At 64.4% G+C, this 26,718-nt stretch carries 26 protein-coding genes; 6 read left to right on the top strand and 20 right to left on the bottom strand.

From position 1 onward, the window contains the following. Positions 1–6: 6 nt before the first annotated feature. The 9 genes from HMP06_RS16185 to mdh all read right to left on the bottom strand — a co-directional run bounded on the left by HMP06_RS16185 (position 7) and on the right by mdh (position 10,783). Complete coding sequence (locus HMP06_RS16185; RefSeq protein WP_176498005.1) at positions 7–1,629, bottom strand: transferrin-binding protein-like solute binding protein; 1,623 nt, start codon at positions 1,627–1,629, stop codon at positions 7–9. Between the two features lie 413 nt (positions 1,630–2,042). Continuing rightward, a complete protein-coding gene (gene lpdA / locus HMP06_RS16180; protein WP_176498004.1) occupies positions 2,043–3,446 on the bottom strand; it encodes a dihydrolipoyl dehydrogenase in 1,404 nt (467 codons plus the stop codon). Further along, positions 3,439–3,807: a DUF5615 family PIN-like protein gene (locus HMP06_RS16175; protein ID WP_176498003.1), complete on the bottom strand. Its 369-nt coding sequence runs from the start codon at positions 3,805–3,807 to the stop codon at positions 3,439–3,441. The genes lpdA and HMP06_RS16175 overlap by 8 nt, the downstream gene beginning before the upstream one ends. Positions 3,808–3,810: 3 nt before the next feature. Continuing rightward, the gene (locus HMP06_RS16170; protein ID WP_176498002.1) at positions 3,811–4,047 is read right to left on the bottom strand and encodes a DUF433 domain-containing protein; all 237 of its coding nucleotides are present in this window, start codon (positions 4,045–4,047) and stop codon (positions 3,811–3,813) included. Between the two features lie 7 nt (positions 4,048–4,054). Next, positions 4,055–5,290 (bottom strand): 2-oxoglutarate dehydrogenase complex dihydrolipoyllysine-residue succinyltransferase, encoded by a 1,236-nt coding sequence (gene odhB, locus HMP06_RS16165; RefSeq protein ID WP_176498001.1) that lies wholly within the window; start codon positions 5,288–5,290, stop codon positions 4,055–4,057. A 138-nt stretch (positions 5,291–5,428) separates the two neighbouring features. After that, positions 5,429–8,359, bottom strand: coding sequence for a 2-oxoglutarate dehydrogenase E1 component (locus tag HMP06_RS16160; RefSeq protein WP_176498000.1), 2,931 nt, complete (start codon positions 8,357–8,359; stop codon positions 5,429–5,431). A 176-nt stretch (positions 8,360–8,535) separates the two neighbouring features. Then, positions 8,536–9,420: a succinate--CoA ligase subunit alpha gene (sucD, locus tag HMP06_RS16155; RefSeq protein WP_176497999.1), complete on the bottom strand. Its 885-nt coding sequence runs from the start codon at positions 9,418–9,420 to the stop codon at positions 8,536–8,538. A gap of 53 nt (positions 9,421–9,473) precedes the next feature. Then, positions 9,474–9,770: a GIY-YIG nuclease family protein gene (locus tag HMP06_RS16150; protein ID WP_176497998.1), complete on the bottom strand. Its 297-nt coding sequence runs from the start codon at positions 9,768–9,770 to the stop codon at positions 9,474–9,476. 50 nt (positions 9,771–9,820) lie between these two features. Beyond that, complete coding sequence (gene mdh, locus HMP06_RS16145; RefSeq protein WP_176497997.1) at positions 9,821–10,783, bottom strand: malate dehydrogenase; 963 nt, start codon at positions 10,781–10,783, stop codon at positions 9,821–9,823. Positions 10,784–11,003: 220 nt separating this feature from the next. On the opposite strand from mdh, the gene HMP06_RS16140 reads away from it, so the two are divergent. After that, positions 11,004–12,110, top strand: a complete 1,107-nt coding sequence (locus HMP06_RS16140; protein WP_176497996.1) for an acyltransferase family protein — start codon at positions 11,004–11,006, stop codon at positions 12,108–12,110. Here the strand turns inward: HMP06_RS16140 and zapE are convergent. From zapE to HMP06_RS16110, 6 genes are all read right to left on the bottom strand, one after another. Continuing rightward, positions 12,049–13,158, bottom strand: coding sequence for a cell division protein ZapE (zapE, locus tag HMP06_RS16135; protein ID WP_176497995.1), 1,110 nt, complete (start codon positions 13,156–13,158; stop codon positions 12,049–12,051). The genes HMP06_RS16140 and zapE overlap by 62 nt on opposite strands. A 67-nt stretch (positions 13,159–13,225) precedes the next feature. Next, positions 13,226–13,759 (bottom strand): PaaI family thioesterase, encoded by a 534-nt coding sequence (locus HMP06_RS16130; RefSeq protein ID WP_232089747.1) that lies wholly within the window; start codon positions 13,757–13,759, stop codon positions 13,226–13,228. Continuing rightward, on the bottom strand, positions 13,756–14,541 hold the full coding sequence (locus tag HMP06_RS16125) for a succinate dehydrogenase iron-sulfur subunit (protein WP_176497994.1): 786 nt from the start codon (positions 14,539–14,541) through the stop codon (positions 13,756–13,758). The genes HMP06_RS16130 and HMP06_RS16125 overlap by 4 nt, the downstream gene beginning before the upstream one ends. Positions 14,542–14,706: 165 nt before the next feature. Further along, a complete protein-coding gene (creD, locus tag HMP06_RS16120; protein ID WP_176497993.1) occupies positions 14,707–16,065 on the bottom strand; it encodes a cell envelope integrity protein CreD in 1,359 nt (452 codons plus the stop codon). Positions 16,066–16,282: 217 nt separating this feature from the next. After that, positions 16,283–16,843 (bottom strand): ClpP family protease, encoded by a 561-nt coding sequence (locus tag HMP06_RS16115; RefSeq protein ID WP_176497992.1) that lies wholly within the window; start codon positions 16,841–16,843, stop codon positions 16,283–16,285. Between the two features lie 48 nt (positions 16,844–16,891). Next, complete coding sequence (locus tag HMP06_RS16110) at positions 16,892–17,863, bottom strand: C13 family peptidase (RefSeq protein WP_176497991.1); 972 nt, start codon at positions 17,861–17,863, stop codon at positions 16,892–16,894. Positions 17,864–17,955: 92 nt separating this feature from the next. On the opposite strand from HMP06_RS16110, the gene HMP06_RS16105 reads away from it, so the two are divergent. After that, positions 17,956–18,213: an AbrB/MazE/SpoVT family DNA-binding domain-containing protein gene (locus tag HMP06_RS16105; RefSeq protein ID WP_197940709.1), complete on the top strand. Its 258-nt coding sequence runs from the start codon at positions 17,956–17,958 to the stop codon at positions 18,211–18,213. Beyond that, positions 18,210–18,527: a type II toxin-antitoxin system PemK/MazF family toxin gene (locus HMP06_RS16100; protein ID WP_232089745.1), complete on the top strand. Its 318-nt coding sequence runs from the start codon at positions 18,210–18,212 to the stop codon at positions 18,525–18,527. The genes HMP06_RS16105 and HMP06_RS16100 overlap by 4 nt, the downstream gene beginning before the upstream one ends. A gap of 105 nt (positions 18,528–18,632) precedes the next feature. Here the strand turns inward: HMP06_RS16100 and sdhA are convergent, their stop codons facing one another. The 3 genes from sdhA to sdhC are packed head-to-tail and all read right to left on the bottom strand — an operon-like array spanning position 18,633 to position 21,247. After that, entirely contained in the window at positions 18,633–20,435 is a 1,803-nt protein-coding gene (gene sdhA, locus HMP06_RS16095; RefSeq protein WP_176497989.1) for a succinate dehydrogenase flavoprotein subunit, read from the bottom strand. Continuing rightward, complete coding sequence (gene sdhD / locus HMP06_RS16090; RefSeq protein WP_176497988.1) at positions 20,428–20,823, bottom strand: succinate dehydrogenase, hydrophobic membrane anchor protein; 396 nt, start codon at positions 20,821–20,823, stop codon at positions 20,428–20,430. Before sdhD ends, sdhA begins: the two co-directional genes overlap by 8 nt. A gap of 1 nt (position 20,824) precedes the next feature. Further along, positions 20,825–21,247, bottom strand: coding sequence for a succinate dehydrogenase, cytochrome b556 subunit (gene sdhC / locus HMP06_RS16085; RefSeq protein ID WP_176497987.1), 423 nt, complete (start codon positions 21,245–21,247; stop codon positions 20,825–20,827). A 220-nt stretch (positions 21,248–21,467) separates the two neighbouring features. Between sdhC and HMP06_RS16080 the strand changes: the two genes are divergently transcribed. The 3 genes from HMP06_RS16080 (at position 21,468) to HMP06_RS16070 (ending at position 25,045) form a co-directional block, all read left to right on the top strand. Then, entirely contained in the window at positions 21,468–22,796 is a 1,329-nt protein-coding gene (locus tag HMP06_RS16080; protein WP_176498602.1) for a methyl-accepting chemotaxis protein, read from the top strand. Positions 22,797–22,814: 18 nt separating this feature from the next. Beyond that, on the top strand, positions 22,815–24,182 hold the full coding sequence (locus tag HMP06_RS16075) for a methyl-accepting chemotaxis protein (protein ID WP_176497986.1): 1,368 nt from the start codon (positions 22,815–22,817) through the stop codon (positions 24,180–24,182). 155 nt (positions 24,183–24,337) lie between these two features. Then, positions 24,338–25,045, top strand: a complete 708-nt coding sequence (locus HMP06_RS16070) for an SDR family NAD(P)-dependent oxidoreductase (protein WP_176497985.1) — start codon at positions 24,338–24,340, stop codon at positions 25,043–25,045. Here the strand turns inward: HMP06_RS16070 and HMP06_RS16065 are convergent. Next, positions 25,042–25,617, bottom strand: a complete 576-nt coding sequence (locus HMP06_RS16065; RefSeq protein WP_176497984.1) for a nucleotidyltransferase family protein — start codon at positions 25,615–25,617, stop codon at positions 25,042–25,044. The two genes, HMP06_RS16070 and HMP06_RS16065, sit on opposite strands and share 4 nt — an antisense overlap. Positions 25,618–25,621: 4 nt before the next feature. Continuing rightward, positions 25,622–26,542, bottom strand: coding sequence for an XdhC family protein (locus HMP06_RS16060; protein WP_176497983.1), 921 nt, complete (start codon positions 26,540–26,542; stop codon positions 25,622–25,624). Positions 26,543–26,718: the final 176 nt, after the last annotated feature.

Raw genomic sequence — 26,718 nt, 5'->3', positions numbered from 1 at the left:
TGCGCGCTAGCGCTTCGCGACAAAAACGCCGACTATATTTACATCTTTACTTGGATTTGAGACATAGCTGTAGTTCAGTATCGTCTGGCCGGCGGCTTCATTCGCGACCGGCCCGTAAAATGCACCAAGCGCCGATCCCGTCACGCCATGGTCGCTGAACAACTGGTTCGCATAAAGTGTGAAAGTTGAACCAGAGATATTGCCGTTCAGCGTTAAGGTGTCGAAATCACGCATGAGTCCGGTCAGCGTCTCGCGACCAGTTAAGGTCATTCCACCCCGCAGGCTGTTGTCAACGAAGTTGGCCGTGAAATTCACCGTCCCAGTCACGTCGTAAATCGATGTGGCGACGCGATCGGAAAAGGGGCTGCCGCCGCTCACGGGCGTCGCCGTCGCGTAAACGTTACCGTTATAGGTCGCCGCGCCGACGCGTGGCATCTGGGTCGCTGGAGTTAATGCGCCATATGGAAGATAGACCCGGGTTGCGAGCTCCTTGCCTGCGGCGACAGACGTGTCGCGGATCTGAAGGTCCAGGAAACTCGCGTAAGACAGGGCCAATTCGCCGTTCCCTGCACCGGGCGCATAGGCCAGCAGTCGCAAAGTTCGCGCGCCATCAGTCTTTTGGTAAACGGTGAAACGGCTGTTGCTTTCTGCAGCGACGATATCGGACTGCGAGAAGTTCAAGTTCGTCAGGTTCGTCTCGACACGGGAAAAGCTGCGCCCGTCGAGCGAGGCATCAATTCGCTGGCCATTGCCATTCAATTCAAGACCGCGTGTGGCCGGTGTGTAGGTAACACTAAACGGAGCGCCCTGCGTCACTGAAACATATTCGGCGGGAAGCTGCGTCGCCGTATTCCGAACATAGGCGGCATACGCGACGTTATTCGAAGAGAATGTCTGCGGAGCGGTTAGTGTGTCGAGCCTGGTGCTGCCGCCGAGTGCGCCCTGTCGCCCAATGATCGCGCCGACCGCAACATCTCCGCCGGGTCCGCTAACCCCAACGCTGCTCCCGGCTCTGGTCGTGAACACCGCACCAAATTCGTTAGCGGATGGGCCGTAAAAGCGCCCATTCAATTCTCCGATCATCCCGCTCATACCGAAGAACGTGAACGTGCCTGCAAAGGCTCCATTACCCGTGCCGATGCTCCCGCCGCCAGCAAATCCGCTGCGAAACTCGGTAATTCCGCTCACCGTATTGATGCCTGAAATCGGCCCCGACAAAGACGCCATTCCGGTCGCGAAGTCTGCCGTCATGGCACCACTTCCAGCAAGCGCGATCGGTTCGAGCCGAAAGGCGGTCGCAAGCGTTCCAATTAGTGCGATATCGTAGACGGCAGCTCCCGTTCGCGGCATGCCTGTCGAAGGCGTAGTCACACCATAGGTAAAGGCATCGAACGAGCCCGAAACACTGCTGCTGCCACTCACCTGCCGCTGCCAAAACCCTCCACCCACATATTGATACGTAAGCGTGCCGGTGGTGCCCGGTTTCGTGAGCGTCAGAGAGTCGGTCGTAGCACCATTGGCGACATCATATTGGACGGTCGTGGCGCTTTCCGCTGATTTGCTCGAAAAGGTTTGCGTCCGTCCCGCCACCGAGACGGTGTACGATCGCGCGATGGCGTCATAGGCCACGCTCAACGTGGAGCGAACGGCCGTGCCTGGAACGGCGGAGCCCGGTGCAAACGTCGCGCTCCCGGTGCTTGCGTCGTTCGTGAACGACTCACTTACCAGCGTCGGTAAAAGAGAGACGTTGGTTGCGGGCGGGGTCGGCGACGGCGACGGCGACGGCGACGGCGACGGCGACGGGGTGGGCGCTACAACGACCGGTGGCGGAGTCGCGTTGACGCCAGCGCCTCCGCCGCAAGCGGATAACAGAGCCAGCCCCGACACAGTTAATACCAAACGAACTTTAATAAACCCCCCCGAGTTTTACCTTCTTCGCCAGCAATCGTCGCGAATGCAAAGCAAATTTACGTCAAAAAAACCAAATGATTACATATTGTCAAAACGAACAAGATTTTGAGCTTGGCTACGCTGAGAGCGCATCAGACGTGTATCGCCTTGCCCCGCACCGCCATAGCTGCTTCCTTGATCGCCTCCGAATGCGTCGGATGTGCATGGCAGGTGTAGGCGATGTCCTCGCTCGTCGCGCCCATTTCCATCGCCAGCCCCGCCTCGGCGATCATGGTGCCGGCCGGGACCGCGATCGCCCAGACGCCCAACACGCGGTCGGATTTTGCGTCGGCGATGATCTTCACGAAGCCATCGGGATCGTGATTGGTCTTGGCGCGGCTGTTGCCCGCCATCGGGAATTTGCCGACCTTGATTTCCCCTTTGGCGGCAGCGGCTTCCTCGGTCAGGCCGATGCCGGCGATCTCGGGCCAGGTGTAGACGACGAGCGGGATGACATCGTGGTTCACGATGCCGGTGAGGCCGGCGATATTCTCGGCGACCGCAATGCCTTCATCCTCGGCCTTGTGCGCGAGCATCGGGCCGGGGATGACATCGCCGATCGCCCAGACGCCGGGAACCCTCGTCTGGAAGCGGTGGTCGGTGTCGATCTGGCCGCGCGCGTTGACGCTGAGACCAGCCTTGTCGAGCGCGAGGCCGTCGGTATTGGGGCGGCGGCCGATCGACACGAGCACGCAATCTGCCTCGATCGTTTCGGCAGCACCACCGGCGGCGGGCTCGATCGTAACGGTGGCGGTTTCGCCGTTGACCGCGACGCCCGTGACCTTGGTCGACAGCTTGAAGTCGATGCCCTGCTTCTTGAACATCTTTTGCGATTCCTTGCGGATTTCGCCGTCGAAACCGGGCAGGATCTGGTCGAGATATTCGACGCACGTCACCTTGGCACCGAGCCGACGCCAGACGCTGCCGAGCTCGAGCCCGATCACGCCGCCGCCGATGACGACCATGTGGCCGGGGACCTTGCGCAATTCGAGCGCGCCGGTCGAATCGACCACGATCTGCTTGTCGTTATCGACCGTGACGCCGGGGAGCGTGGTGACCGAGGAGCCGGTGGCGATGACCACGTCCTTGGCGGTGACGGTCTGCTCGCCGATCTGCACGGTGTGCGCATCGACGAAGGCACCGCGGCCCTTCAGCCAGGTGACCTTGTTCTTCTTGAACAGGAAGGCGATGCCGCCAGTGAGCTGCTTGACCGCGTCGAGCCGCTGACCGTGCATCGTCGGCAAATCGAGCTCGGGGGTGACCTTGATGCCGAGCTTGGCCATCGTGCCGTTGGCGGCGGCATCGAAATATTCGCTCGCGTGGAGCATCGCCTTGGACGGGATGCAGCCGACGTTGAGGCACGTGCCGCCGAGCGTCTCGCGGCTTTCGACGCAGGCGGTGCGCAGGCCAAGCTGTGCCGCGCGGATCGCCGCGACGTATCCGCCGGGGCCAGACCCGATGATCAGGACGTCGTAATCGTAAGTTTGGTCAGCCATTGTTTGCTCCAGCGGGAAACGGCTTCAATCGCTCCCCGTCTTTGGTGATGGTGATCATGTGGCCTGTCGCAACACCAGCTTCAAGCAACGCGAGGATTCGGTCGGCAATGTGCTCGGGCTTGGCACGGTTGAGGCGCGTATACATGATGGCAAGCGGAGGCTGTAAGCCTCGATTGAAGACGAGATCGCCAAAGTCGCGATCGTACGTTAGAAAGATCACCGATCCGATATCTGGCCGTGCTAGGATCTGTTTGTCCTGTGCTCCAGGCGAAGAATCTCGGACATACTCGACCCTATACCCCGCCTGTCGGAGACGGGCGACCACGGTTGGATGCTGGTTTTCGTCGGCCAGTAACTCCACGGATCACGCGGCGCGGCGCTGCGCCGCCGATGCTTCCTCGTGCAGAAGGTCGCGTGCAAACGCGATCGCCCCACGCACATCGGCTTCAGTAACGTGCGGATAGGCAGCGAGAATATCCTCAACCGTGCCGCCATCCTCGAAATACTCGAGAATCAGTTCGACCGAGATACGCGTCCCGCGCACGACCGGCTTTCCACCCAGAATACCGGGATCGGAATGAATGTGGTCGCGCCAGTTCATGCTGCCCTCACAAATCGATCAGAATCCGCGTCGGGTCCTCGATAGCATTTTTGAGCGCAACGAGGAACGTCACCGCTTCGCGTCCGTCGATCAGGCGGTGGTCGTAGCTGAGTGCCAGATACATCATCGGGCGGATCACGATCTGGCCGTCGCGGACGACCGGGCGGTCCTCGATGCGGTGGAGGCCGAGCACGGCGGCCTGCGGCGGGTTGATGATCGGGGTCGACATGAGCGAGCCGAACACGCCGCCGTTGGAGATGGTGAAGGTCCCGCCCTTCATTTCCTCCATCTTGAGGCTGCCATCCTTGGCGCGCTTGCCGAAATCGCCGATTGTCTTTTCGACCTGGGCGACGCTCATCTGATCGGCATCGCGCACCACCGGCACGACGAGCCCGCCGGGCGACGACACCGCGACCGAGATGTCGGCGTAATCGTGATAGACGATCTCATCGCCCTCGATCGAGGCGTTGACGCTGGGGATGTCCTTCAGCGCGAGGCACGCCGCCTTCACGAAGAAGCCCATGAAGCCCAGGCGGACGCCATGCTTCTTCTCGAACAGATCCTTATATTTCGCGCGTGCCTCGATCACCGCGGTCATGTCGACGTCGTTGAACGTGGTCAGCAGCGCGGCGGTGTTCTGCGCTTCCTTGAGGCGCTTGGCGATCGTCTGGCGCAGGCGCGTCATGCGGACGCGCTCTTCCTTGCGGCCGGTGGCGGCGGCGACCGACGGGGCGACGGGCAGCGGTTCGCTCGGGGCCGGGGCGGCGGGCGTGGATTTCGCGGCGAGGACGTCGTCCTTGGTCAGGCGGCCATCCTTGCCGGTGCCTTTGACCGTCGCGGGATCGACGCCGTGTTCGAGCACGGCGCGGCGCACCGACGGGCTGAGCGCGGCGGGCGTATCACCGGACGGGGCAGCGGGGGCCTGCTGCGCGGCGGTGGCAGCAGGAGCCGCGGCAGATGCCAGCACGGCGGGCTGCGGCGCGGGGGCGCTTGCGGGGGCGGCGTCGCCAGCATCAATCGTCGCGATCATCGCGCCGACCAGCACGGTATCACCGACCTGCACCGCATGTTGCCCCATCACGCCCGCGACGGGGGATGGCACTTCGACCGAGACCTTGTCGGTTTCGAGGCTGGCGATCGGCTCGTCGATTGCGACCGCGTCACCCGGCTGCTTGAGCCATTCGCCAAGCGTTGCTTCGGTGATCGATTCGCCGAGAACCGGCACTGTAACTTCGGTTGCCATCGTTTTTCTCTGCCTTCTCGCTCCCCGGCGAAGGCCGGGGCTCAGTTACGCAGCGCCGATGGTCGGTCGCAGCGCTTCGTTACATAAACCTCCGCACCTGGGCCCCGGCCTTCGCCAGGGAACAGCTGCGGGGGCACCTCAAACCTTGCGCGTCCGCCGGATTTCCTCGCGGACATTGTGCCCGAGCGCGTCGGCGATCAGCGCCGCCTGCTCCATCTGGTGGCGCTTCATCAAGCCGGTGGCGGGTGATGCCGACGCTGCGCGCCCGGCATATTTCGCACGGGACACCGCACCACCGGCCTTGGTCAGCGCTTCCTCGATAAACGGATCGACGAAGCTCCACGCGCCGTTGTTCTTCGGCTCTTCCTGCGCCCACACGACGGTTTCGAGATTGGTCATGCGCTGGAGCCGCGCAACCAAAGGCTCGCCGGGGAAAGGATAGAGCTGTTCGAGCCGGACGATCGCGGTGGTCGTGTCACCCGCCGCGTCGCGTGCCTCCATCAGGTCGTACGACACCTTGCCGGTGCACAGCACGAGGCGCTTCACGTCCGTGTCAGCCGGAGCCGACGGATCGCTGAGGATCCGCATGAAATGACTCTCGCCCTGGAAATCGGCCGCCTTCGACACAGCGAGCTTGTGGCGCAGCAGCGACTTGGGCGTGAACACGATCAGCGGTTTGCGGAACGGCCGGTGCATCTGACGGCGCAGCAGGTGGAAGTAATTCGCCGGCGTGGTGCAATTGGCGACCTGCATATTGTCCTGCGCGCACATTTGCAGGAAGCGTTCGGGGCGCGCGGACGAATGCTCCGGTCCCTGCCCTTCATACCCGTGCGGCAGCAGCATCACGAGACCGTTGGCGCGCAGCCACTTGGCCTCGCCGCTGGCGATGAACTGATCGATCATGATCTGTGCGCCGTTCATGAAGTCGCCGAATTGCGCCTCCCACAGCACCAGCGTTTTCGGGTCGGCTAGGGCATACCCGTACTCGAAGCCGAGGACGCCATATTCGGAGAGGGGGCTATCGAGCACTTCGACGCAGCCGTGCTCGACCTGCGCGAGTGGCAGATATTTGTGTTCGTCGGTCTGGTCGACCCACACCGCGTGGCGCTGGCTGAAAGTGCCGCGGCCCGAATCCTGGCCCGACAGGCGCACGCCGTAGCCTTCCGACAGCAGCGACCCGAACGCCAACGCTTCGCCGGTCGCCCAATCGAAATTGGCACCCGATTTGAACATCTCGCGCTTAGCATCGAGTACGCGGTTGAGCGTCTTATGGACGGTCAGCCCTTCCGGAATCGTGGTCAGCGTACGGCCGAGCGAATCGAACAATTTGGGTTCGATCCCGGTGATGACGCCGCGCCGTTCGGTCTCGGAATCGGCCGGCGCGTGGAGCCCCGACCAGCGACCGGCGAACCAATCGGCCTTGTTCGGCTTGTACGATGCGCCCGCCTCGAATTCGCCTTCGAGCAGGGTGGTGAACTGCTTGATATTCTCGTCGATCCAGGCGCGGTCGACCACGCCCTGCTCGGTCAGTTTCTTGCCGTAGATTTCGCTGACCGGCGGATGCGCGCGGATGCGGTCATACATCAGCGGTTGCGTGAAGCTCGGCTCGTCGCCTTCATTGTGGCCGAAGCGGCGATAGCACCACATGTCGATCACCACGTCGCGGTGGAATTTCTGGCGATATTCGATCGCCATCTTGGTGGCGAAGGTCACCGCTTCGGGATCATCGCCATTGACGTGGAAGATCGGCGCCTGGACGCCCTTCGCCACATCGCTCGGGTAAGGCGAGCTGCGCGCATATTGCGGGCTGGTGGTGAAGCCGATCTGGTTATTGATGACGAAGTGGATGCAGCCGCCGGTATTGTAGCCGCGGATGCCGGAGAAGCCGAAGCATTCCCACACGATCCCCTGCCCCGCGAACGCCGCGTCGCCGTGGATCAGCACCGGCAGCGAGCGGCTGTGCGTTTCGAGATCGCCTGCAATCGTCTGGATCGCGCGGACCTTGCCGAGCACGACGGGGTCCTCGGCCTCGAGGTGCGAGGGGTTGGCGACCAGCGACATATGGACGCTGATCCCGTCGAATTCGCGGTCGGTCGAGGTGCCGAGGTGATATTTCACGTCGCCCGAACCCGCGACATCATCGGGGTTATCCGATCCGCCGCCGAATTCGTGGAAGATGATGCGGAACGGCTTCGCCATCACATTGGTGAGGACGTTCAACCGCCCGCGATGCGCCATGCCGAAGACGATGTCGTTGACGCCCATCGCGCCGCCATATTTGATCACGCTTTCGAGCGCGGGGATCATGCTTTCGCCACCGTCGAGGCCGAAGCGCTTGGTCCCGACGTACTTCTTGCCGCAGAATTTCTCCCACTGCTCGGCTTCGATCACCTTGTTGAGGATCGCTTTCTTGCCGAGCGGGGTGAATTCGATCGCCTTGTCCTTGCCCTCCATCCGCTCCTGCAGGAAGCGGCGCTCCTCGACATCGGCAATGTGCATGTATTCGAGGCCGACATTGCCGCAATAATTGGCGCGCAGGATGTCGACCAATTCGCGGACCGTGGCCCATTCGAGGCCCATCGTGCCGCCGAGATAGACCGGGCGATCGATATCGGCGTCGGAGAAGCCGTGATATTCGGTCTTGAGATCATCGGGCATCTCACGGTGGGAGAGGCCGAGCGGATCGAGATTGGCGGCGAGATGGCCTCTGACCCGGTACGTGCGGATCAGCAGCATCGCGCGGATCGAATCGCTGGCGGCGCGGATGATCGCGTCCTGCGACGGGGCCGCCGCAGCTGCTGGCTTGGGCGCGCCGCCCTTGATGGGCTTGGGCGCCGGCTCCATCTGCGTCGGATCGAGCGCGGCGGTCAGGTCATCGGTCGACGACAGCGGCCAGTTGGGCTGCTGCCACGATGCGCCTTCGGGCGAGCCTTCGAGACCCTCGAACCAGGAGCGCCATGACGGCTCGACGCTCTCGGGCGACGCCTTGAAGCGCGCGTAGAGCGTTTCGATGAAGGCCGGGCTTACGCCGCCGACCACATCCGCGAAATCCTGATTCTCGTAGCCCATCCAACTTCTCCCTCGCCCCTCCCCGAGGGGAGAGGGATGCGAAGACTTGGGTCGCGTTCTTCACGCGGCCCTAGTCGTAGCTGGGAGAGGGGTGTGCGGTCGCTTGCGACCGCGCGGCCCGATGGGCCGCATCGCCCCTCTCCCTACCTCTCCCCGTCCGGGGAGAGGGTAATTGTTTAACCCTTCAACACCGCCAACAAAGTCTCGCCGAGCTCGCTCGGCGAGGCCGAAACGCGGATCCCGGCAGCTTCCATCGCCGCGATCTTGCTCTCGGCGTCGCCCTTGCCCCCGCTTACTATAGCACCGGCATGGCCCATGCGGCGTCCCGGAGGTGCGGTGCGGCCCGCAATGAAGCCAGCCATCGGCTTGCTGCGGCCCTTTTTCGCTTCGTCGATCAGGAATTGCGCGGCCTGCTCCTCGGCGTCGCCGCCGATTTCGCCGATCATGATGATCGATTTGGTCGCTTCATCGGCAAGGAAGAGTTCGAGCACGTCGATGAAATTGGTCCCGTTGACCGGATCGCCGCCAATGCCGACCGCAGTGGTCTGGCCGAGCCCGGCATTCGAGGTCTGGAACACCGCTTCATAGGTCAAGGTTCCCGAGCGCGAGACGACGCCGACCGAGCCTTCCTTGAAGATGCTGCCGGGCATGATGCCGATCTTGCACTGATTGGGGGTGAGGACGCCGGGGCAGTTCGGCCCGATCAGCCGCGACTTGCTGCCCGAGAGCGCGCGCTTGACCTTGACCATGTCGAGCACCGGAATGCCCTCGGTGATGCACACGATCAGCGGCACGTTCGCGTCGATCGCCTCGAGGATCGAATCGGCGGCGAAGGGTGGCGGGACGTAGATGACGCTCGCGGTCGCGCCGGTCGCGTGCACGGCTTCCGCCACGGTGTTGTAGTTCGGCAGGCCGAGGTGGGTCGTGCCACCCTTCCCCGGCGTCACGCCCGCAACCATCTGCGTCCCGTAATCGAGCGCGGCCTGGGTGTGGAAGCTGCCGGTATTGCCGGTCATCCCTTGCGTGATGACCTTGGTGTTCTTGTCGACGAGGATGCTCATCTATTTTCCATTCCTACCACCCCGGCGAAGGCCGGGGCCCAGTTGAGAAACGTTCAAGGTTGCGCGATACGATCGTACAGGTCGTCCCAATCCGGGTTGAGCCCTTCGATTTCTCGCAACTTCCAGGCGCGCTTCCATCCTTTCATCTGCAGCTCGCGCTGCCGGGCGGCTTCCCAGCTGCGAACCAACTCGTACCAAACGAGCAGTTTGCAGCCATACTTCTTCGTGAACCCTTCGACGACGCCGCTTCGATGTTCCCAAACGCGCTTCGGTAGATTCACCGCAGAGCCGAGATACAAGGTACTGTTTCTCGCGCTCGCCATGATGTAAACGTAGGCCTGATCTTCCATCGCAGCGGCCCGCTACTGGGCCCCGGCCTTCGCCGGGGTGGTTAATGGGTTTACGCCAGCGAGCCGTCGATCGCCTTGCACGCCACCAGCAGTTCCTTCACCGCATCGACCGATACGGTGAGGTTCGCTTTGGCTTCGTCATCGAGCGCGATTTCGACGATCTGTTCGACGCCGCCTGCGCCGATCACCACCGGTACGCCGACATACAGGCCGTCAACGCCATACTGGCCGCTGAGATGCGCCGCCGCCGGGAGCACGCGCTTCTGGTCGTACAGGTAAGCCTCGGCCATCGCGATGCCGCTGGTGGCGGGCGCGTAATAGGCCGAGCCGGTCTTGAGCAAGGCAACGATTTCACCACCGCCCGCGCGGGTGCGGGCGACGATCGCGTCGATCTTCTCCTGCGTGGAGCGACCCATCGCGATTAGATCGGGGATCGGAATGCCCGAGACGGTCGAATAGGAAATGACCGGCACCATCGTGTCGCCGTGGCCGCCGAGCACGAAGCTCGTCACGTCCTTGACCGAAACCTGGAATTCCTCGGCGAGGAAATGGCTGAAGCGCGACGAATCGAGCACGCCCGCCATGCCGACGACCATGTGGTGCGGCAGGCCGGAGAATTCGCGCAGCGCCCACACCATCGCATCGAGCGGGTTGGTGATGCAGATGACGAAGGCATTCGGCGCGTTGGCGGCGATGCCCTCGCCCACGGCCTTCATCACCTTGAGGTTGATGCCGAGCAGATCGTCGCGGCTCATGCCGGGCTTACGCGCGACGCCTGCGGTGACGATGATCACGTCGGCGCCCGCGATGTCGTTATAATCATTGGACCCGGTGACCTTGGCGTCGAAGCCTTCAACCGGCGAGCATTGTGACAGATCGAGTGCCTTGCCCTGCGGGATACCCTCGGCCACGTCGAACAGGACGACATCGCCCAGGCCCTTGAGGGCTGCGAGATGGGCGAGCGTGCCGCCGATGTTACCGGCGCCGATCAGCGCGATTTTCTTGCGAGCCATCCGGGATCCTTTTTCGTCTGCGGCCAGCGGACGGGCGGGCCAGTTGGCGCGCGGCTTAGGCGGGTTTTGGCGTCGGGGCAACCGTAAAGGGAGTCAGGGCGAGTCTTCTTATTGCAATTTGTTCGCATGTGCAATTGAGGTGCTGTATCGACCTATCGGGGCGCACATCGGGGCGCTGGCCGGTTACGTCATCTTAAGCACGAGGGCCGTATCGCACTTTATGGCCAAGCCCATGCTCCGCACGATCCTTGCGATCGACCTGACGCGCTTTGCCTGCGCGGCGCTGGTGATGGGCTATCATTATAGCACCGCTTTCTGGAGTGTGCCCGATGGGCGCGTAGCCACGGCGCTGCATGGCGTGGCCGCCACACCGGTGGCAATGGCGCGCGCCGGGCTGGTCGGGGTCGAACTGTTCTTCGTCGTTTCGGGCATGGTGATCGCGCGCTCTGCCGTGGGGGCGTCGTGGCAGGATTTCCTGCGGCGGCGCGTGCTGCGGCTGGTGCCGGCGGCGTGGCTTTGCGCGACGCTCACGGCGCTCGTACTGATCGCGGGCGGGCAAGGCGATGCAGCGCTTGCCGCCGACTGGTTCCGATCGATCCGCTTCTGGCCGATCGGCGCGCAGATCGACGGCTCGTATTGGACGCTCGGCGTGGAATGCGCCTTCTACCTATTGGTCGCGCTGGCGGCGGTGGGGGATGCGCGGCGGATCGCCTTGGTCGGCTGGGCGCTGGCGTTGGCGAGCGCGGCCTTCTGGATGGTGTGCCTGCTGCTAGGCCCCGCCGCCGAGCCGATCGTCACCAATCAGGCGGCGATCCTGCTGCTGCTGCCGCACGGCTGCTTCTTCGCCGTGGGGATCGCGCTGGCGATGCCCGGGATGCCCGGGCGGGCCGCCTTGCTCCTGCTGGCGAGCGCGACGGGCGTGGTCGAGATTGCGGCGCATATCGGTGGGGGGACCATCACCGTAGCGACGATTGCGGGAGAGGCGCTGTTCGCGTTTGGACTCATAACGCTCGGCTGCGCGGACCGCGTGCAACCCTGGCTGGCGCAGCGAATCGACCCCGGCTTCGCGCGTGCGATCGGGCTGATGACCTATCCGCTGTATCTGCTGCACCAGGTCGCGGGCGCGGTGATGATCGGCGTCCTCGCGCGGTCGGGCGTGCCGCTCGTGGTCGCAATCGGCCTCACCGTTGCGATAATGCTCGCCAGCGCCTGGATGGTGGCGCGCCATGGCGAACCCGCGCTGCGCACCGCCCTGCAGCGGCTGGTCAGTCCGCGCCGTGACCGAGCGCCAGATAGTCTTCGGAGCGCATTTCCTCGAGCCGACTGATCGTCCGTTCGAATTCGAAGCGGCCATCGCCCGCCTCATATAGCTCGGCCGGTTGCGCATCGGCGGCGGCGAGCAATTTGACCTTATGCTCGTACAGCGCGTCGATCAGCGCGACGAAGCGTGCCGCCTCGTTGCGCATGTCTGGCCCGAGCTTGGGCACGCCGACCAGGATGACCGTGTGGAAACGCCGCGCGATGGCGAGGTAATCGGCCGCCCCGCGCGCCTCTCCGCAAAGCCGTTTGAAGCTGAAGACGGCGACGCCCTTCAACGATTTGGGCACATGCAAGCTGCGGCCCTGCACGATGATCTCCTCGGTCGGCACGTGCGCGCGGTCCTCGGGCGGGTAATCGGTCAGGCGGAAGAAATCGCCCGACAGCATCTTCGTCGCCTCGGGGCCATTGGGGACGAGCCAGGTATCGACCGCGCCCAACCGGTCACGGCGATAATCGGTTGGGCCGTTGAGCGCGATCACGTCCATCTTTGCCTCGATCAGCGCGATGAAGGGCAGGAAATGTTCGCGGTTGAGGCCGTTCTTGTACAGATCGGCGGGCGGGCGGTTCGAGGTGGTGACGACGGTCACGCCCTCGGCCAGCAATTGCGTGAACAGCCGCGACAGGATCATCGCATCGGGGCTGTTGGTGACCATCATCTCATCGAAGGCGAGCAGCCGGGTTTCCTCGGCGATCGCTTTCGCCAACGGCGGGATCGGGTCGCCCAATTCCTTGGCGCGCTCGGCGGCGAGGCGCTGGTGCACTTCGAGCATGAATTCACCGAAATGGACGCGGCGTTTCAGCGGGATCGCGAGGCAGCCGAAAAACAAGTCCATCAGCATCGATTTGCCGCGCCCGACGCCGCCCCAGAGATAGACGCCGCGTGGCGACTCGGGTTTACGCCCGAGCGCGCGCCACAGAATCGAGCCGCGCTTTGGGGCTGCTTCGAGCGCGGTTGCGAGATCGGCGAGGCGGCGCGCAGCGGCGGCCTGTTCGGGATCGGCGCGGAGTTCGCCTGCGGCGATCAGGCGGTCGTAGGCTGCGAGGATCGAGGTCATTTAATTCCACCCCGGCGAACGCCGGGGCCCAGTCGAGGATCGAAGGAAGTCCGCGCGATACGCAAGGTTACGATTGTTCGGCTACTGGGCCCCGGCCTTCGCCGGGGTGGAGCAGCAAAGGCGGCGGCGTCGATTTACGCAGCGTCCCCGTAAAGCTCGCGATCGTCGGCACGCCTTCCTGGACGATCAGCCCGCGCAGGAACAACATCCGCTGCGTCTCGCGCAGCAATTCGACATGCGCTTCGAGCGGGACTCCGATCGCGCCCCCGCCGATGAATTGCGCCGACAGATCGAGCGTCACCGCGCCACCCGCCTGCAACACGCCGAACCCGCGCGCGGCGGCGAACAGTGCCACGTCCATGAAGCCGAGCAAGGCGCCGCCGTGGACATCGCCGCGCATATTGGAATGTTCGTGGCGCGGCAGCATCCGCACGCGCGCGATGCTGCCTTCGACCTTTACCGACAGCGGTTCGATGAAGCTGTTGTAGCGCGTCCGATCCCGAAACTGCCAGCGTTTCCACCCCGGCAGATCGGGATCGTCGTCATAGGTGAAAGGGGGTTCGGACAGGCCTTCTCCCGCTCCCGCGGGGTAAGGACTCACAATACCCGCTCGACTTCCATCTTCTTGATCTCGGCGATCGCCTTGGCCGGGTTCAGACCCTTGGGGCAGACGTTCGCGCAATTCATGATCGTGTGGCAACGATACAGGCGGAACGGATCTTCCAGCTCGTCGAGCCGCTCGCCGGTCATCTCGTCACGGCTGTCCGCCAGCCAGCGATAGGCTTGCAACAGGATCGCCGGGCCCAAGAACTTGTCCGAATTCCACCAATAGCTCGGGCAGGCAGTCGAGCAGCACGCGCACAGGATGCATTCGTACAGGCCGTCGAGCTTTTCGCGTTCGGCCGGCGACTGCAGCCGCTCCTTGCCGGCGGGCGGCGGGGTGACGGTCTGCAGCCACGGCTTGATCGAGCTGTATTGCGCGTAGAAATGCGTGAAATCCGGGACGAGATCCTTGATCACTTCCATATGCGGCAGCGGCGTGATGCGGATGTCGCCCTTCACGTCCTCGATTGCCGTCGTGCAGGCGAGGCCGTTCTTGCCGTCGATGTTCATCGAACACGACCCGCAAATCCCCTCGCGGCATGAGCGGCGGAAGGTGAGCGACGAATCCTGCTCCGACTTCATCTTGATCAGCGCGTCGAGCACCATCGGGCCGCAATTATCGAGATCGACCTGGAACGTGTCGTAATGCGGGTTCGCGCCCGAATCGGGATCGTAGCGGTAGATTTTGAAATTCTTGATGCGTTTGGCTTCCGGCGCGGCTTTGTGGACCTTGCCATTGGGCTTGATCTTGCTGTTGGCGGGGAGAGAGAATTCAGCCATCGCTTGCTTCGCGCTTTCGAGTTCCGAGGGCGGCATACCGCCGCAGGTTCCAAAGGCCGTACACAAGCGCGGCGCGGCTCGCAAACCTTCTGGCGATGTTTTGCTGCAAGCGCGATTGCGCCGAGTGGTTGCACGGGGCGCCGGTTCCCCGCCGCCCCGGCACGTTCATCCCTTGATCGCCGCCTCGCGCCCGCCCCAATCGAGCCCGCGCGTGAGGTACATCACCGCCGCCAGCGCCGCGAAGAGCAGCAGCGAGCCGATCAGCAGCGACAGATCCTCCAGGCTGAGCAGGACGTAGAGCACGCCGTAGAGCGCGGTGAGTAACCCCGCGATCAGCCCGCCGCGCCGCCAGCTGCGCAACACCGCCGAGGAATAGGCGGTGAGCAAGGCGATGATCGCACCGCCCGCGACGCAATACGCTGCGGTGAAGCCGATCACTTCGGCAAAGGCCAGCAGCATGACGAAGAACAGCACCAGCCCTGCGCCGACCAGCCCATATTCGATCGGCGAGACCCGCACCCCGCCGATCAGATCGAACATCAGCAGCGCCATGAAGGTGAAGCCGATAAACAGGAAACCGTATTTCACGCTGCGATTGACCTGCGCGTAGAGATCGACCGGGATGACCAGATCGACGCGGGCGCCGGTGGCAGAGTCGCCCGGTACGACCTCGGCCTTGCCGCTCTCGTCGGTCGAAATCAATGTGCGACCAAGCGCGAGATTGCCGACGCGCCAGGTTGCCTTGAAGCCGTTCGTACCGACCTTGCGCTCGGAGGGAAGGAAGCCACCCTGAAAGCTGGGGTTGGCCCAGCTCGACGTGACGGTCCAGCGCGTGTCGCCGCCCTGTGGCAGCAACGCGATCGAGGCGTTTCCGCGCACCGCATAATCGAACGTCACCCGCAGCGGCTTCGCGGCGAGGCTGCGTGCGTCGAGCGCGGTGAAGAAGCCCGAGCCCCCGGTCTCGGGTGGCCCCTTGCCGGGTTGCAGCTCGAGCGGGGTGCCGTCGGCGGCGACCGCCGGCGGCGCGCCGAACAGCCCGCGCGCGTCCGAAATGCCGAAGCGCAACTCCGCCTTATCGAGCGCGAGTGCAGCGCGCGTCGTGCCCCAGCGCGACAGATCGGCGGGCAGTACGAAGCGCGCCTCGCCCTTATTGCGCGCCTCATAGACCACCGCTTGATAGATCGACCGCTTGCGGACATCGGGTTTGACGTCCGACCGGATCGCCGCGGCCTCAGGCGACAGTGTCAGTTCGTGCCATGCCGTCGTCGTCTTGACGATCTGCTTGCCGTTTTCGGTGACGGTCTCGTTGGTGGTGGCGGCATAAGGGATGACCAGCACCGGGCCGGAGATCGACTGCGGCCCGCCCCACCCCTCCGCAATCGTGCTCCGCGCGGTCTGCGACTGATTCTGCCGATCATAGACCAGCAGATAGACGGTGAAGAGCGGGATCGCGAGCAAGGCGCCGATGAGGAGCGCGAACAACAGTTTGATGCCGGGCGTGCGCGGCGGACGGGGTTCGGACATGGGAGCCTCCCTGATGGTGGAGGCTGTTCTTTTAGGGATGCGCGCGCCGCGCGGCCAAAGGGGGTTGGGTGAAGACTCGGTGCAGAGCGGGTGCGGGTTTAGTTCCCCTCCCGCTCGCGGGAGGGGTTAGGGGAGGGGCTGTCCCCCGCTCTCGTGGCAGCGATTTGCGATATCCCCTCCCCCATCCCCTCCCGCAAGCGGGAGGGGAGCAGCCGGATCAAATCACGTCCAGCACCAACCCCAGCTCGCGCGCTTCTTCAGCCTCGATGTACCAATTGGACGGCGCCTTTTCGCGCAGATCCTCGAAATCCACGCGGCTGTTCTTCACGATGTCGCGGAAACCCTCCTCCTCGATCAGGATCGAATGTTCGACCTCGTGCAAGGCCGCCTTGATCGATGCGACGACCATGCGCAGCGGGCCGTTGAGGTTGATCTGCTTGGAAATCGTCCGCTCATGGATCATCAGCCGAGTATGCCGCGTCAGGAAGCGGCGATCGACCGGGAACGCCGCCATGAAGGTGGCGCCCGCCGAATAGACCGCGACCTTGCCCAGGAACAAAATCTCGCGCCCGTCATGGTCCTCGAGCAAGCGAATGTCGTCGGCCATCGTCCGCGCGACCTCGGGATCGCCGCCGAGCGTGGTGATGGCGATCACGAGCGTACCCTCCGGTGGGCACGCTTCGAGCTGCTGGCGGAAGCTCGAATACATAAATTGATCGACCGGCCCCGACAGGCGGATGTGCGGATTGGCGAGCAGCGGATAGCGGGCAGCTTTCATGCGCGCCCAAACCGGCGAGCGACAATGTTGTTCCGACCCCGATTCGAATTAGCGCGCGTCGAGCAGGCTGATCGCGGGCCGCCCGACCGGCTTGGTCGCCACCGGCGGCACGCGCTTATCGAGCACATCCAACCACTTGGCCGCGCGCGCGCCGATCTCGATTTGCGGGCCGGACGGCACGAGGTTCCCGCGCACCTCCCACGCCGCGATCAGCGCGGTCGCCTCGCGATCGGCCTCGGCCAGCGGCTGTGCCTTGCGTAGCGCATTGTTGATCAGCGCGTCGCCGAAGAAGGTCCAGTCGCTATCGGCCTGGCATCCGAACGAGGTGCGATCCGAGGAAGCCGCAGTGATGACCACGCCCTCTTCACTCGCCAGCGGGGCGACGAACACGCCGGAGTAGCACGCGCTGATCATCACCAGCCGCCGCTGGATGCCGAGCGTTTCGAGCATGTCGGCGAGCCGGATGGGCGAGATCGCGCCGAAGCCCTGATCGCCGTCATTGTAGATGATGCCGAGCGGGGCGCCGTGGCTGGTCGTGTAGAGGATCAGCACGTCCTCGCGCCGGTCCATCACCTCGGCCACGCGGGCGAGCGCGGCGGCAATGTTGCCGGGGCTGCCGCGCGGCAAGTCGCTGGGGGCGTGGCCGTTGGTTCCGGCGAGCACGATCGTCCGCCCCTCCGCGCCATAGCGCCGCGCAAGCACGCGGGCGGCCTCGCGGGCTTCGCGCCCGAACACCGCATCGCTGTCGAGCCCGACCGCGACGACATAGGCATCGATCACGCCCTTGCGCTGCGGGGCCACGCGAGCGAGCGCGCGGTCGAGGCGGCGATGCTCGGCGAGTTCAATATGCGGCGTGCGGCCACGTTCGACCGTAATGCCGTTGTTGGCTTGGACCACCATATCTTCATCGGTGCGACCGAGCGGCGGCGTCGGCTGGGTGTGGCGGGGTGGGTCGTATTGTTGCGCCGAAGCTTCTCCAGCGAGCGCGATGACAAGTGAGGCCCAAACGATCCAGCGCATTGCAGCATCGTGCGGAACCCATCTGGCATGTCAAGTGCGCCTTCCGATGTTACAACCTTGTGCTTACTAACGATCAGTAATAATGGTCAGCTATGCAAACGTCGCTTCGCAAGATGGGAAACTCGGTGGGCATGATCGTGCCCAAAGCGGTGCTACAGGAAATCGGCCTCTCGGTCGGTGCGCCGATGGACGTGCGGGTTGAAGACGGCAAGGTGGTGGCCACGCCCGTCCGCAAGGTGCGCGAAGGCTGGGCCGAGGATGCAGAGCGCGTTGCCGCGGCTGGCCTGACCGAAGAAGAAGCCGAATGGATGGCCTTCGGCAACGACGATGATGGCGATCTGACTTGGTGAAACGCGGCGAGGTGTGGCTCTGCACGCTCGACCCGACTGTCGGTAGCGAAATCCAGAAGACGCGACCTTGCCTCGTCGTATCGCCCGATGATCTGAATCTGCGCTCCCCAACGATCATCGTCGCGCCGCTGACCAGCGGCAGCCGCCCAACGCGCTTCAGGATCGCGACACGATTTAAAGGCAAGGACGGGTTGATCCTTCCGGATCAAATTCGCGCGCTGGACCGGCGTCGACTCGTGAAACGGCTGGGCGTGGTCGATCCGCCGACGCTGACGGCGGTGCTGACCGTCTTCGCGGAGATGTTCGCGGTCTAGGGGCGGGCATGGGCGAAGCCCATGCCGTCGGTCGCGGCTGCTGGCCGCGCCGGCCGATCGCGCCGCTATCCGCGCGCCCGAGCTTTGCTCAGGCGCGCGCGGCGCTTAGTACACCCGCTTCTTCGGCTTGATGTATTCCGCGTCATCGGTGAGCGTGTAGTCGTGCACCGGGCGATAGCCGATTTCGACTGCGCCGTCCTTGCCGCCCCAGCCGGTGAAGGTCGCAGTGGTGTGCTTCATCCAATTCGCATCGTCGCGATCAGGATGATCCTCATTCACGTGCGCGCCGCGCGATTCCCTGCGATTGGCAGCGGATTGCATCGTTACCATTGCCTGGGCGAGCAGATTGTCGAGCTCGAGCGTCTCGACCAGATCGGTGTTCCAGATCAGCGAGCGGTCGGTCACCGCAACATCGCCGAGCTTGCGATAGGTCGCCTCGATCGCCGCCACGCCTTCGGTCAGCAGCGCATTGTCGCGGAACACCGCGCAATTCTTCTGCATCGTGCGCTGCATTTCGAGCCGGATCTGCGCGGTCGGTACGGTACCCTTGGCATTGCGGAAGGTGTCGAGCCGCGCGAGCGCCATTTCCTCAGAGCCCTTGGGCAGCGGGGTGTGCGGCGTGTTGGGCGCGAGTGTGTCCTTGATCCGCAAGCCGGTCGCGCGGCCGAACACCACGAGATCGATCAGCGAATTGGAACCCAGGCGGTTGGCGCCATGGACCGAAACGCACGCCGCCTCGCCCACCGCGAACAGGCCGGGCACGACCGCATCGGGGTCGCCGTCCTTCATGTGGACGACTTCGCCGTGATAATTGGTCGGGATGCCGCCCATATTGTAATGCACCGTTGGGGTCACCGGCAGTGGCTGGCGCGTCAGATCGACACCGGCGAAAATCTTGCCGGTCTCGGTGATGCCCGGAAGCCGCTCGGCGAGCACCTTGGGGTCGATATGGTCGAGATGGAGCCAGATATGGTCGCCATTCTTGCCGACGCCGCGCCCTTCTCGCATTTCCAGCGCCATCGAGCGCGACACGACGTCGCGCGACGCCAAGTCCTTCGCCGACGGAGCGTAGCGCTCCATGAAGCGCTCGCCTTCACTGTTGGTCAGATACCCGCCCTCACCGCGTGCGCCTTCGGTGATCAGCACGCCCGCACCGTAAATGCCGGTCGGGTGGAACTGAACGAACTCCATGTCCTGCAGCGGGAGGCCCGCGCGCAGCACCATCGCATTGCCATCGCCGGTGCAGGTGTGCGCCGAGGTCGCCGAGAAATAGCAGCGGCCATAGCCGCCCGTCGCCAGCACGACTTTATGCGCGCGGAAGCGATGGATTGAGCCGTCGTCCATGCACAACGCGATCACGCCGCGACAGACGCCGTCTTCCATGATTAGGTCGAGCGCGAAATATTCGATGTAGAAGTCCGCGTCATACTTCAGGCTCTGCTGATACAAAGCGTGGAGCATGGCATGGCCGGTACGGTCAGCCGCAGCGGCGGTACGCTGGACCGGCGGGCCTTCGCCCATATTCTGCATGTGGCCGCCGAACGGGCGCTGGTAGATCGTGCCGTCGTCATTGCGGCTGAACGGCACGCCGGCATGTTCGAGCTCATAAACGGCGGCAGGGGCCTCGCGCACCATATATTCGATCGCGTCCTGGTCGCCGAGCCAGTCCGACCCCTTGACGGTGTCGAACATGTGCCACGTCCAATGGTCGGGCGAATTGTTGCCGAGCGAGGCGGCGATGCCGCCTTGTGCTGCAACGGTATGGCTGCGCGTCGGGAAAACTTTCGTAATGCACGCGGTTTTCAGGCCGGTTTCGGCGATGCCCATTGTCGCGCGCAAGCCGGAACCGCCGGCACCCACGACGACGGCGTCGTACGTATGATCGATAATCTTATAGGCCTCAGCCATGTGCGGCTCCGGTAACGGTGAAAGCGACCTTGAGGATCGCGAAAAGGGCGATGGCGGCAGTGCCGACCGTGAAGAAATTGAGCGCGAGCAGCAGCACGACGCGGCTGGTACCCTTTTGATAATCCTCGATCAGGACCTGCAGACCCAGCCGGAAATGATAGAAGACCGACACGATCAGCAGCAACAACGGCACCGCCGCCCAGGGCGAGGAGAGCCACGCGCGGACCGTCTCATAATCATAGGCGGGCAGGCGCGCGATCGCGATGAAGAACCACAGCATCAAAAACAAATTCGACGCTGCGGTCACGCGTTGCGACCACCAGTGATGCGTGCCTTCCTTGGCACTGCCGAGACCGCGGACGCGGCCGAGTTCGGTTCCGTTGCCCATCTTATTTCACCATCGTCAAATAGGCCCAGAAGGCCGCGGTCGCCAGGACCGAAAACAGCATCGTCGCGATCGATCCGGCGCGATTGCCCTTCAGATCGTAATTCGCGCCGACATCGAGGACGAAGTGCCGCACGCCCGTCGCCAGATGCTGAAAGAACGACAGCGTCAGCCCGATCCCGAACAGATACCCGATCGCGCCGCCCCAGAATTCCATGAAGACATGCTCGAACGTCGCATAGCTTGCCGCACCACCCGAAATCGCGGCAAGCCACCACACGAGCACGACCGTGCCGACCGTCGCCATACCGTCGCCGGTGATGCGGTGGAGGATCGAGACGATCATCGCCGGCCCCGGTTTCCACACTGACAAATGCGGGCTGAGCGGGCGGGCGCGGGCGGTTCGGGTGCTGCTGGGGCTGGCCAAGGCGAAAGCGTCCTCGTCGGATGATCGTGGGGATACGTGCCGCCCTCTTAATCGGCGTGCATCACGATGCAAGGTTTGTAGCGTCGAACGCGATTGCGCCGCACGCACGCTTACGCAGCGTTAACCAAATCGCACTAGGCCGGTGCGTGAACCGAGCACGCTTTGCCGCGCGGCACCTACACGGAGTTTCGCCTTGACCAACACGCTCCCCGCCCCCGGCATGGTTGCCGCGACGATCGACATCCGCGCGCGGCTTCGCGCGTTCGATTTCGACAATTCGCTGGAATCGGCCGCGCGCGAGGTGTGGATCGTGCTCGAACCCGATGCCGGCGAAATTGCGCTCGCCTTCTGGGCGCAGTGGAAACGCGCCAGTCCCGGCGAGCAAAGCTGGCAACCGCACGAAGAGGCCAAGATGGTCGAACTCGGCGTCACCTATCTGCGCAATCGCTTCTGCGACGTGTCCGGGCGGCTGTGGGTCGAATCGATGGAACGCTCGGTCGCATCGGGCTATCGCGCCGGGGTCTCGACCATGGCCTTGTTGTCGATGACCTGTGCGAGCGACCGTGCAGCACTCGATATTCTGTTCAAGCGGGTCAAAGGCGATGATCCGCGCTTGCCGATCTTCATCGATACCGTGATGCGGCTGACTGGCCTCGAAGCCGAGATCACCGTCGAAATCTACAACGCCTTCCGCGCCTTCACCGCACAGGGCGAGCGCGACCGGCTGGCGACCGAATTCCGCGAAGGCATCGCCGCCACGGTCGAGCAAGCGACGCAGGAATCCGAAGTGCTGCGCGGCCAATCGGTCAGGACATCCACCTCGGCGCGCGGCATGCTGGGCAAAACCAGCGAAGTCGCCGCCGCCGCCGAACAATCGGCCGTCGCGATGCGCGAAGCGGCGCAGACCGCTGCCGGCCTGATCCGCGCGATCGAGGATGCCCGCACCGAAGTCGAAGCCGCCGCCGAAATCGCGACTCGCGCCGCGTCGCAAGCCGGGGCCGCGGTCGGCATGTCGGACACGCTCAGCGACCACGCCAAGTCGATCGAATCGATTCTCGGCCTGATTCGCGATATTGCCGGGCAGACCAATCTGCTCGCGCTGAACGCCACGATCGAGGCGGCGCGCGCCGGCGACGCCGGGCGCGGCTTCGCGGTTGTAGCGCAGGAGGTGAAGTCCCTCGCCAACCAGACCGCGCGCGCGACCGACGACATCGCCGCGAAGATCGCCGCGATCCAGTCGGCGACGCGATCGACCGTCGAGACCAACGCGTCGATCAAATCGACCGTCGCCGAAGTGCAGGAAAGCGCCAACCGCATCCGCTATGCGATGGAAGCGCAAGCGCAGACCGTAACCGCGATTACCGCCGCGGTCGATGAAACTGCGCTCGCCGCCGATTCGATGTCCAACACCATCACCGCGATCCGCGAAGACACCGAGACCGTCGCCTCCGAGATCGACCATGTCGGTCGCGGATTCGATTCACTCGATCATAAGCTTGGTATGCTCAAGAATAGCGCCAGCGAGTTCGTCGCGAAAGTTGCCGCATAACCCTTGAAGGGAAAAGACATGGCGCAGGAGAGCGCGAATCTAGGAGGCTGGAGCGGGGAAAACCGCACGGCCGCGCAGCGCGTGAGAGAATATGACTGGGACGGCAGCATCGCCGCCGCCTCGGTCGAAATCGCGGGATTGATCGAAGGGCACGAGACCGAGATCGCTGGGGCGTTCTGGGACCATTACCTGTCGCTGCCGGTCAGCGCGCATATCCGGCCCTTTTTCACCCCCGACTATAAAGCGACTCGCGTCGCCCACAGCGCCAAATATACCCGCGCCAAATATGCCGCCGCCTTTGATGACGATTGGATGCGGATGGCCAATCGCCATGCCGCCGATTCGCAAAAAGCCGGGATCCCGCTGCCCGCACTGTTGTCGTCGCTGAGCTTCGCGCACAGCCGCACGCTGCAAACGATCGAGGCCAAATTGGGGGTCGGATCGCCACGAATGCGGGCTCTGGCCGATGCCGTGCAACGGCTCGGCCTGGTCGAGGCCGACGTCATGGCATCACATCTGGGCGCGCGCGATGCCGAACAGGCGCGCGCCGAACGGCGGGCGCGCTCGGCCGATTTCAGCGAGACGATCGCCACGTCGATCGCAGGGACTGCCGCGCTCGGCAACCGCATTCGCGTGCAAGCGCAAGGGGCCGCGCGGTCCGCACGCGGGATGATCGGCAAGACTACCGAAGTCGCCGCCGCGGCCGAGCAATCGGCGATGGCGATGCGCGAAGCGGCACAGACCGCCGCCGGCCTGATCCGTGCAATCGAGGATGCGCGCGGAGAAGTGGAAGCCGCGACCGAGATTGCCACGCGGGCATCGGCGCAAGCCGGCGCGGCGGTCGGCATGTCGGAAGCCTTGTCCGATCACGCCAAATCGATCGAATCGATTCTGGGCCTCATCCGCGACATTGCCGGGCAGACCAATCTGCTTGCGCTCAACGCCACGATCGAAGCGGCGCGCGCGGGCGATGCCGGGCGCGGCTTCGCCGTCGTGGCGCAGGAAGTGAAGAGCCTGGCCAGCCAGACCGCGCGCGCGACCGACGACATTGCCGCCAAGATCGCCGCGATCCAGTCGGCGACGCGGTCTACCGTCGAAACCAACGCCTCGATCAAATCGACCGTGGCGGAGGTCCAGGAAAGCGCCAACCGCATTCGCTTCGCAATGGAAGCGCAAGCGCAGACCGTCACCGCGATCACCGCCGCGGTCGACGAAACCGCACTTGCCGCCGATTCGATGTCGAACACGATCACCGCGATCCGCGAGGATACCGAACATGTCGCGGCGGAGATTGATACGCTGGAGCATGATTTCGGCGAGGTCGACGATCGACTGGGTGGCCTGAAGAACGCCGCGGATACCTTCTCGGCCAGCGTGGCGGCGTAAGATCGTCCGCTCGTCACCCCGGCGAAAGCTGGGGTCGTCGTGAAAGAGCCACCGCGCCCAACCACGAGATGCCAGTCTACGGGTCCCCGTAAAGTAATACTTTGTGGGGTGCCCCGACGCTGGCATGACGCAGGTCGGGGCGATAGGGCGAACCCATGACCAACATCCTCCTTACCGGTTCCTCGCGCGGGATTGGCGCTGCGACCTTCGCCGCGCTCGACGCATCGGGCGCGAATGTCATCGGGCAGGCCACCACCGCGACCGCCTCCGCCATCGCCGCAGATTTCGCCGACCCAGCCGCCCCGCGCCTGCTGTGGGACGAGGCGCTGGACCGGCTCGTCGGGCGGGTCGACGTGCTGATCAACAATGCCGGCGTGTTCGAGGCCAATCCGATCGCCCATGCCGACGAACAATGGGTTGCGCAGTGGAAGCGCACGATGCGCGTCAACCTCACCGCATCGGCCGAACTGTGCCGCTTTGCCGTGCTCCACTGGCAGGAGCGCAAATCCGGCGGACGGATCATCAATATCGCCAGCCGCGCGGCATATCGCGGCGACTCGCCCGAGCATTGGCATTATGCCGCCGCCAAAGCGGGGATGGTCGCGATGACCAAATCGATCGCGCGCGGTTATGCGGCAGAGGGTATCCTCGCCTTCGCGGTCTGCCCGGGCTTCACCATGACCGGCATGGCGGAGGATTATCTGGCGAGCCGCGACGGCGACAGATTGCTCGCCGATATCCCGTTGGGGCGAGTCGCGCAGGCCGAGGAGGTCGCAGAAGTCACGCGCTTCCTCGCGCTCGACGCGCCGCCGTCGATGACCGGCGCGGTGCTCGACGTGAACGGCGCGAGTTACGTGCGTTAACGCAAGGCGCGCAGCCGCTCCAGATCCGCGGGCCGGTCGATATCGAGCAACTCCGCCTCGGACGCAATCACGCGACGGCCGGCGCGGATCAGATCGCGGGCACCCGCGTCACCCTCAAGCTCGAGCAGCGTGTCGAACTGCCCGGCCCCAAACAGCGCGGGTGGGGTCGGGTGCACGCCATTGCTCGACGCGACCACCGCTTCGGGGCCGTCAGCGGCATCGAACAGGCGATAGATATGCGTGGCGGTCACGCGCGGCATGTCGGCCAGCGCAACCACCACCGCGGCGCAGCCCAGCGCGCGTGCCGCCGCGACCCCGAGCACGACCGAACCGGACATGCCTTCCTCCGGCGCGCCGTTCTGCACCGCGATGTAGCCGCGACTGTCGAAATCGAGATCGGTGTTCGAACAGACCGCAATCCGCGCCTTGAAGGGTATTTCCTCGAGCGCGGTAACGACATGGAACGCCAGCGGCTGTCCCAGGAAGTCCTCCTGCAACTTGTCGGCGTCGCCGAATCGCTCGGACCGTCCCGCCGCCAGCAGTACCAGCGCGCAATCCTCGGGTGCCATCATCCGCTCAATCCTTGCGGTTGAACGCAGCGACCATCGCGGCGGCGACCGACAATGCGATTTCCGCCGGGCCGATCGCGCCGATATCCAAACCGACCGGCGCATCGATTCGGTCGAGATCGGCTTGCGAGACCCCCGCTGCGGCAAGCCGCTCGCGCCGCGCGGCATGGCTGCGGCGCGATCCCAGCGCACCGACATACGCGGTCGGACGCGCGAGCGCGGCGATCAGCGCGGGATCGTCGATCTTGGTATCGTGGCTGAGTGTCACAACGGCGCTGGCGAGGCCGGGATCGAGCGCCTCGACCGCCTCATCGGGCCAGCGATCATCGAGCGTCACGCCGGGAAAGCGCTCCTCGGTCAAAAAGCGTGCGCGCGGATCGATCACCGTCGTGGCGATGCCAAGCTCGCGCGCCAGCCCCGCCAGCGCCTGGGCGATCTGCACCGCGCCGACGATCAGCAAGCGGCGTGGCGGGTCGTAGCGGTTGACGAACGCCGCCCCTTCGAGCGGACGCAGCGAGCTTTGCCCGCTGGCGAGATCGGTCGAGACGCTGAGCGCCTTGCCCGCCGCCTGCGCCTCGGCAATACGGTCGAACAGTTCGGGGTCGAAGCCCTCGGCCGACACGGGCTGGACCAGCACCGCAATCTCGCCGCCGCACGGCAGGCCGACTTCCCATGCCGCGGCATCGGCGACGCCGTAATTCTTGAGCTGAAACGGCGCGCCCGCAATTACGTCAGCGGCGGTGGCCAGAATGTCGCTTTCGACGCAGCCGCCTGAGACCGACCCCTCGAACCGGCCATCGGCATGGACCAGCATGTGACTGCCGCGCGGGCGCGGTGCCGAACCCCAGGTGGAAACCACGGTGGCGAGCGCGAGCGGCTCGCCCTTCCAAGTGCGCGCGGCGGTCAGGACGGTATCGTTATCGGGCATTCTTCTTCTACTCCTGTGCCCTCTCCCGCTTTCGCGGGAGAGGCAACGGAGACTTGGGTCGCCTTCTTCAGGCGGCCCCAGTCGCAGTCGGTGAGGGTCGTCTTTTTCAGGCGTCGCGGAAGAAGAAGACCCTCCCCTACCCCTCCCGCGAAGGCGGGAGGGGGAAACAAAAGCGG

The sequence above is a fragment of the Sphingomonas sp. HMP6 genome, from assembly GCF_013374095.1.
GTDB lineage: Bacteria > Pseudomonadota > Alphaproteobacteria > Sphingomonadales > Sphingomonadaceae > Sphingomonas.
This window is presented reverse-complemented; position numbering and strand designations above follow the sequence as displayed.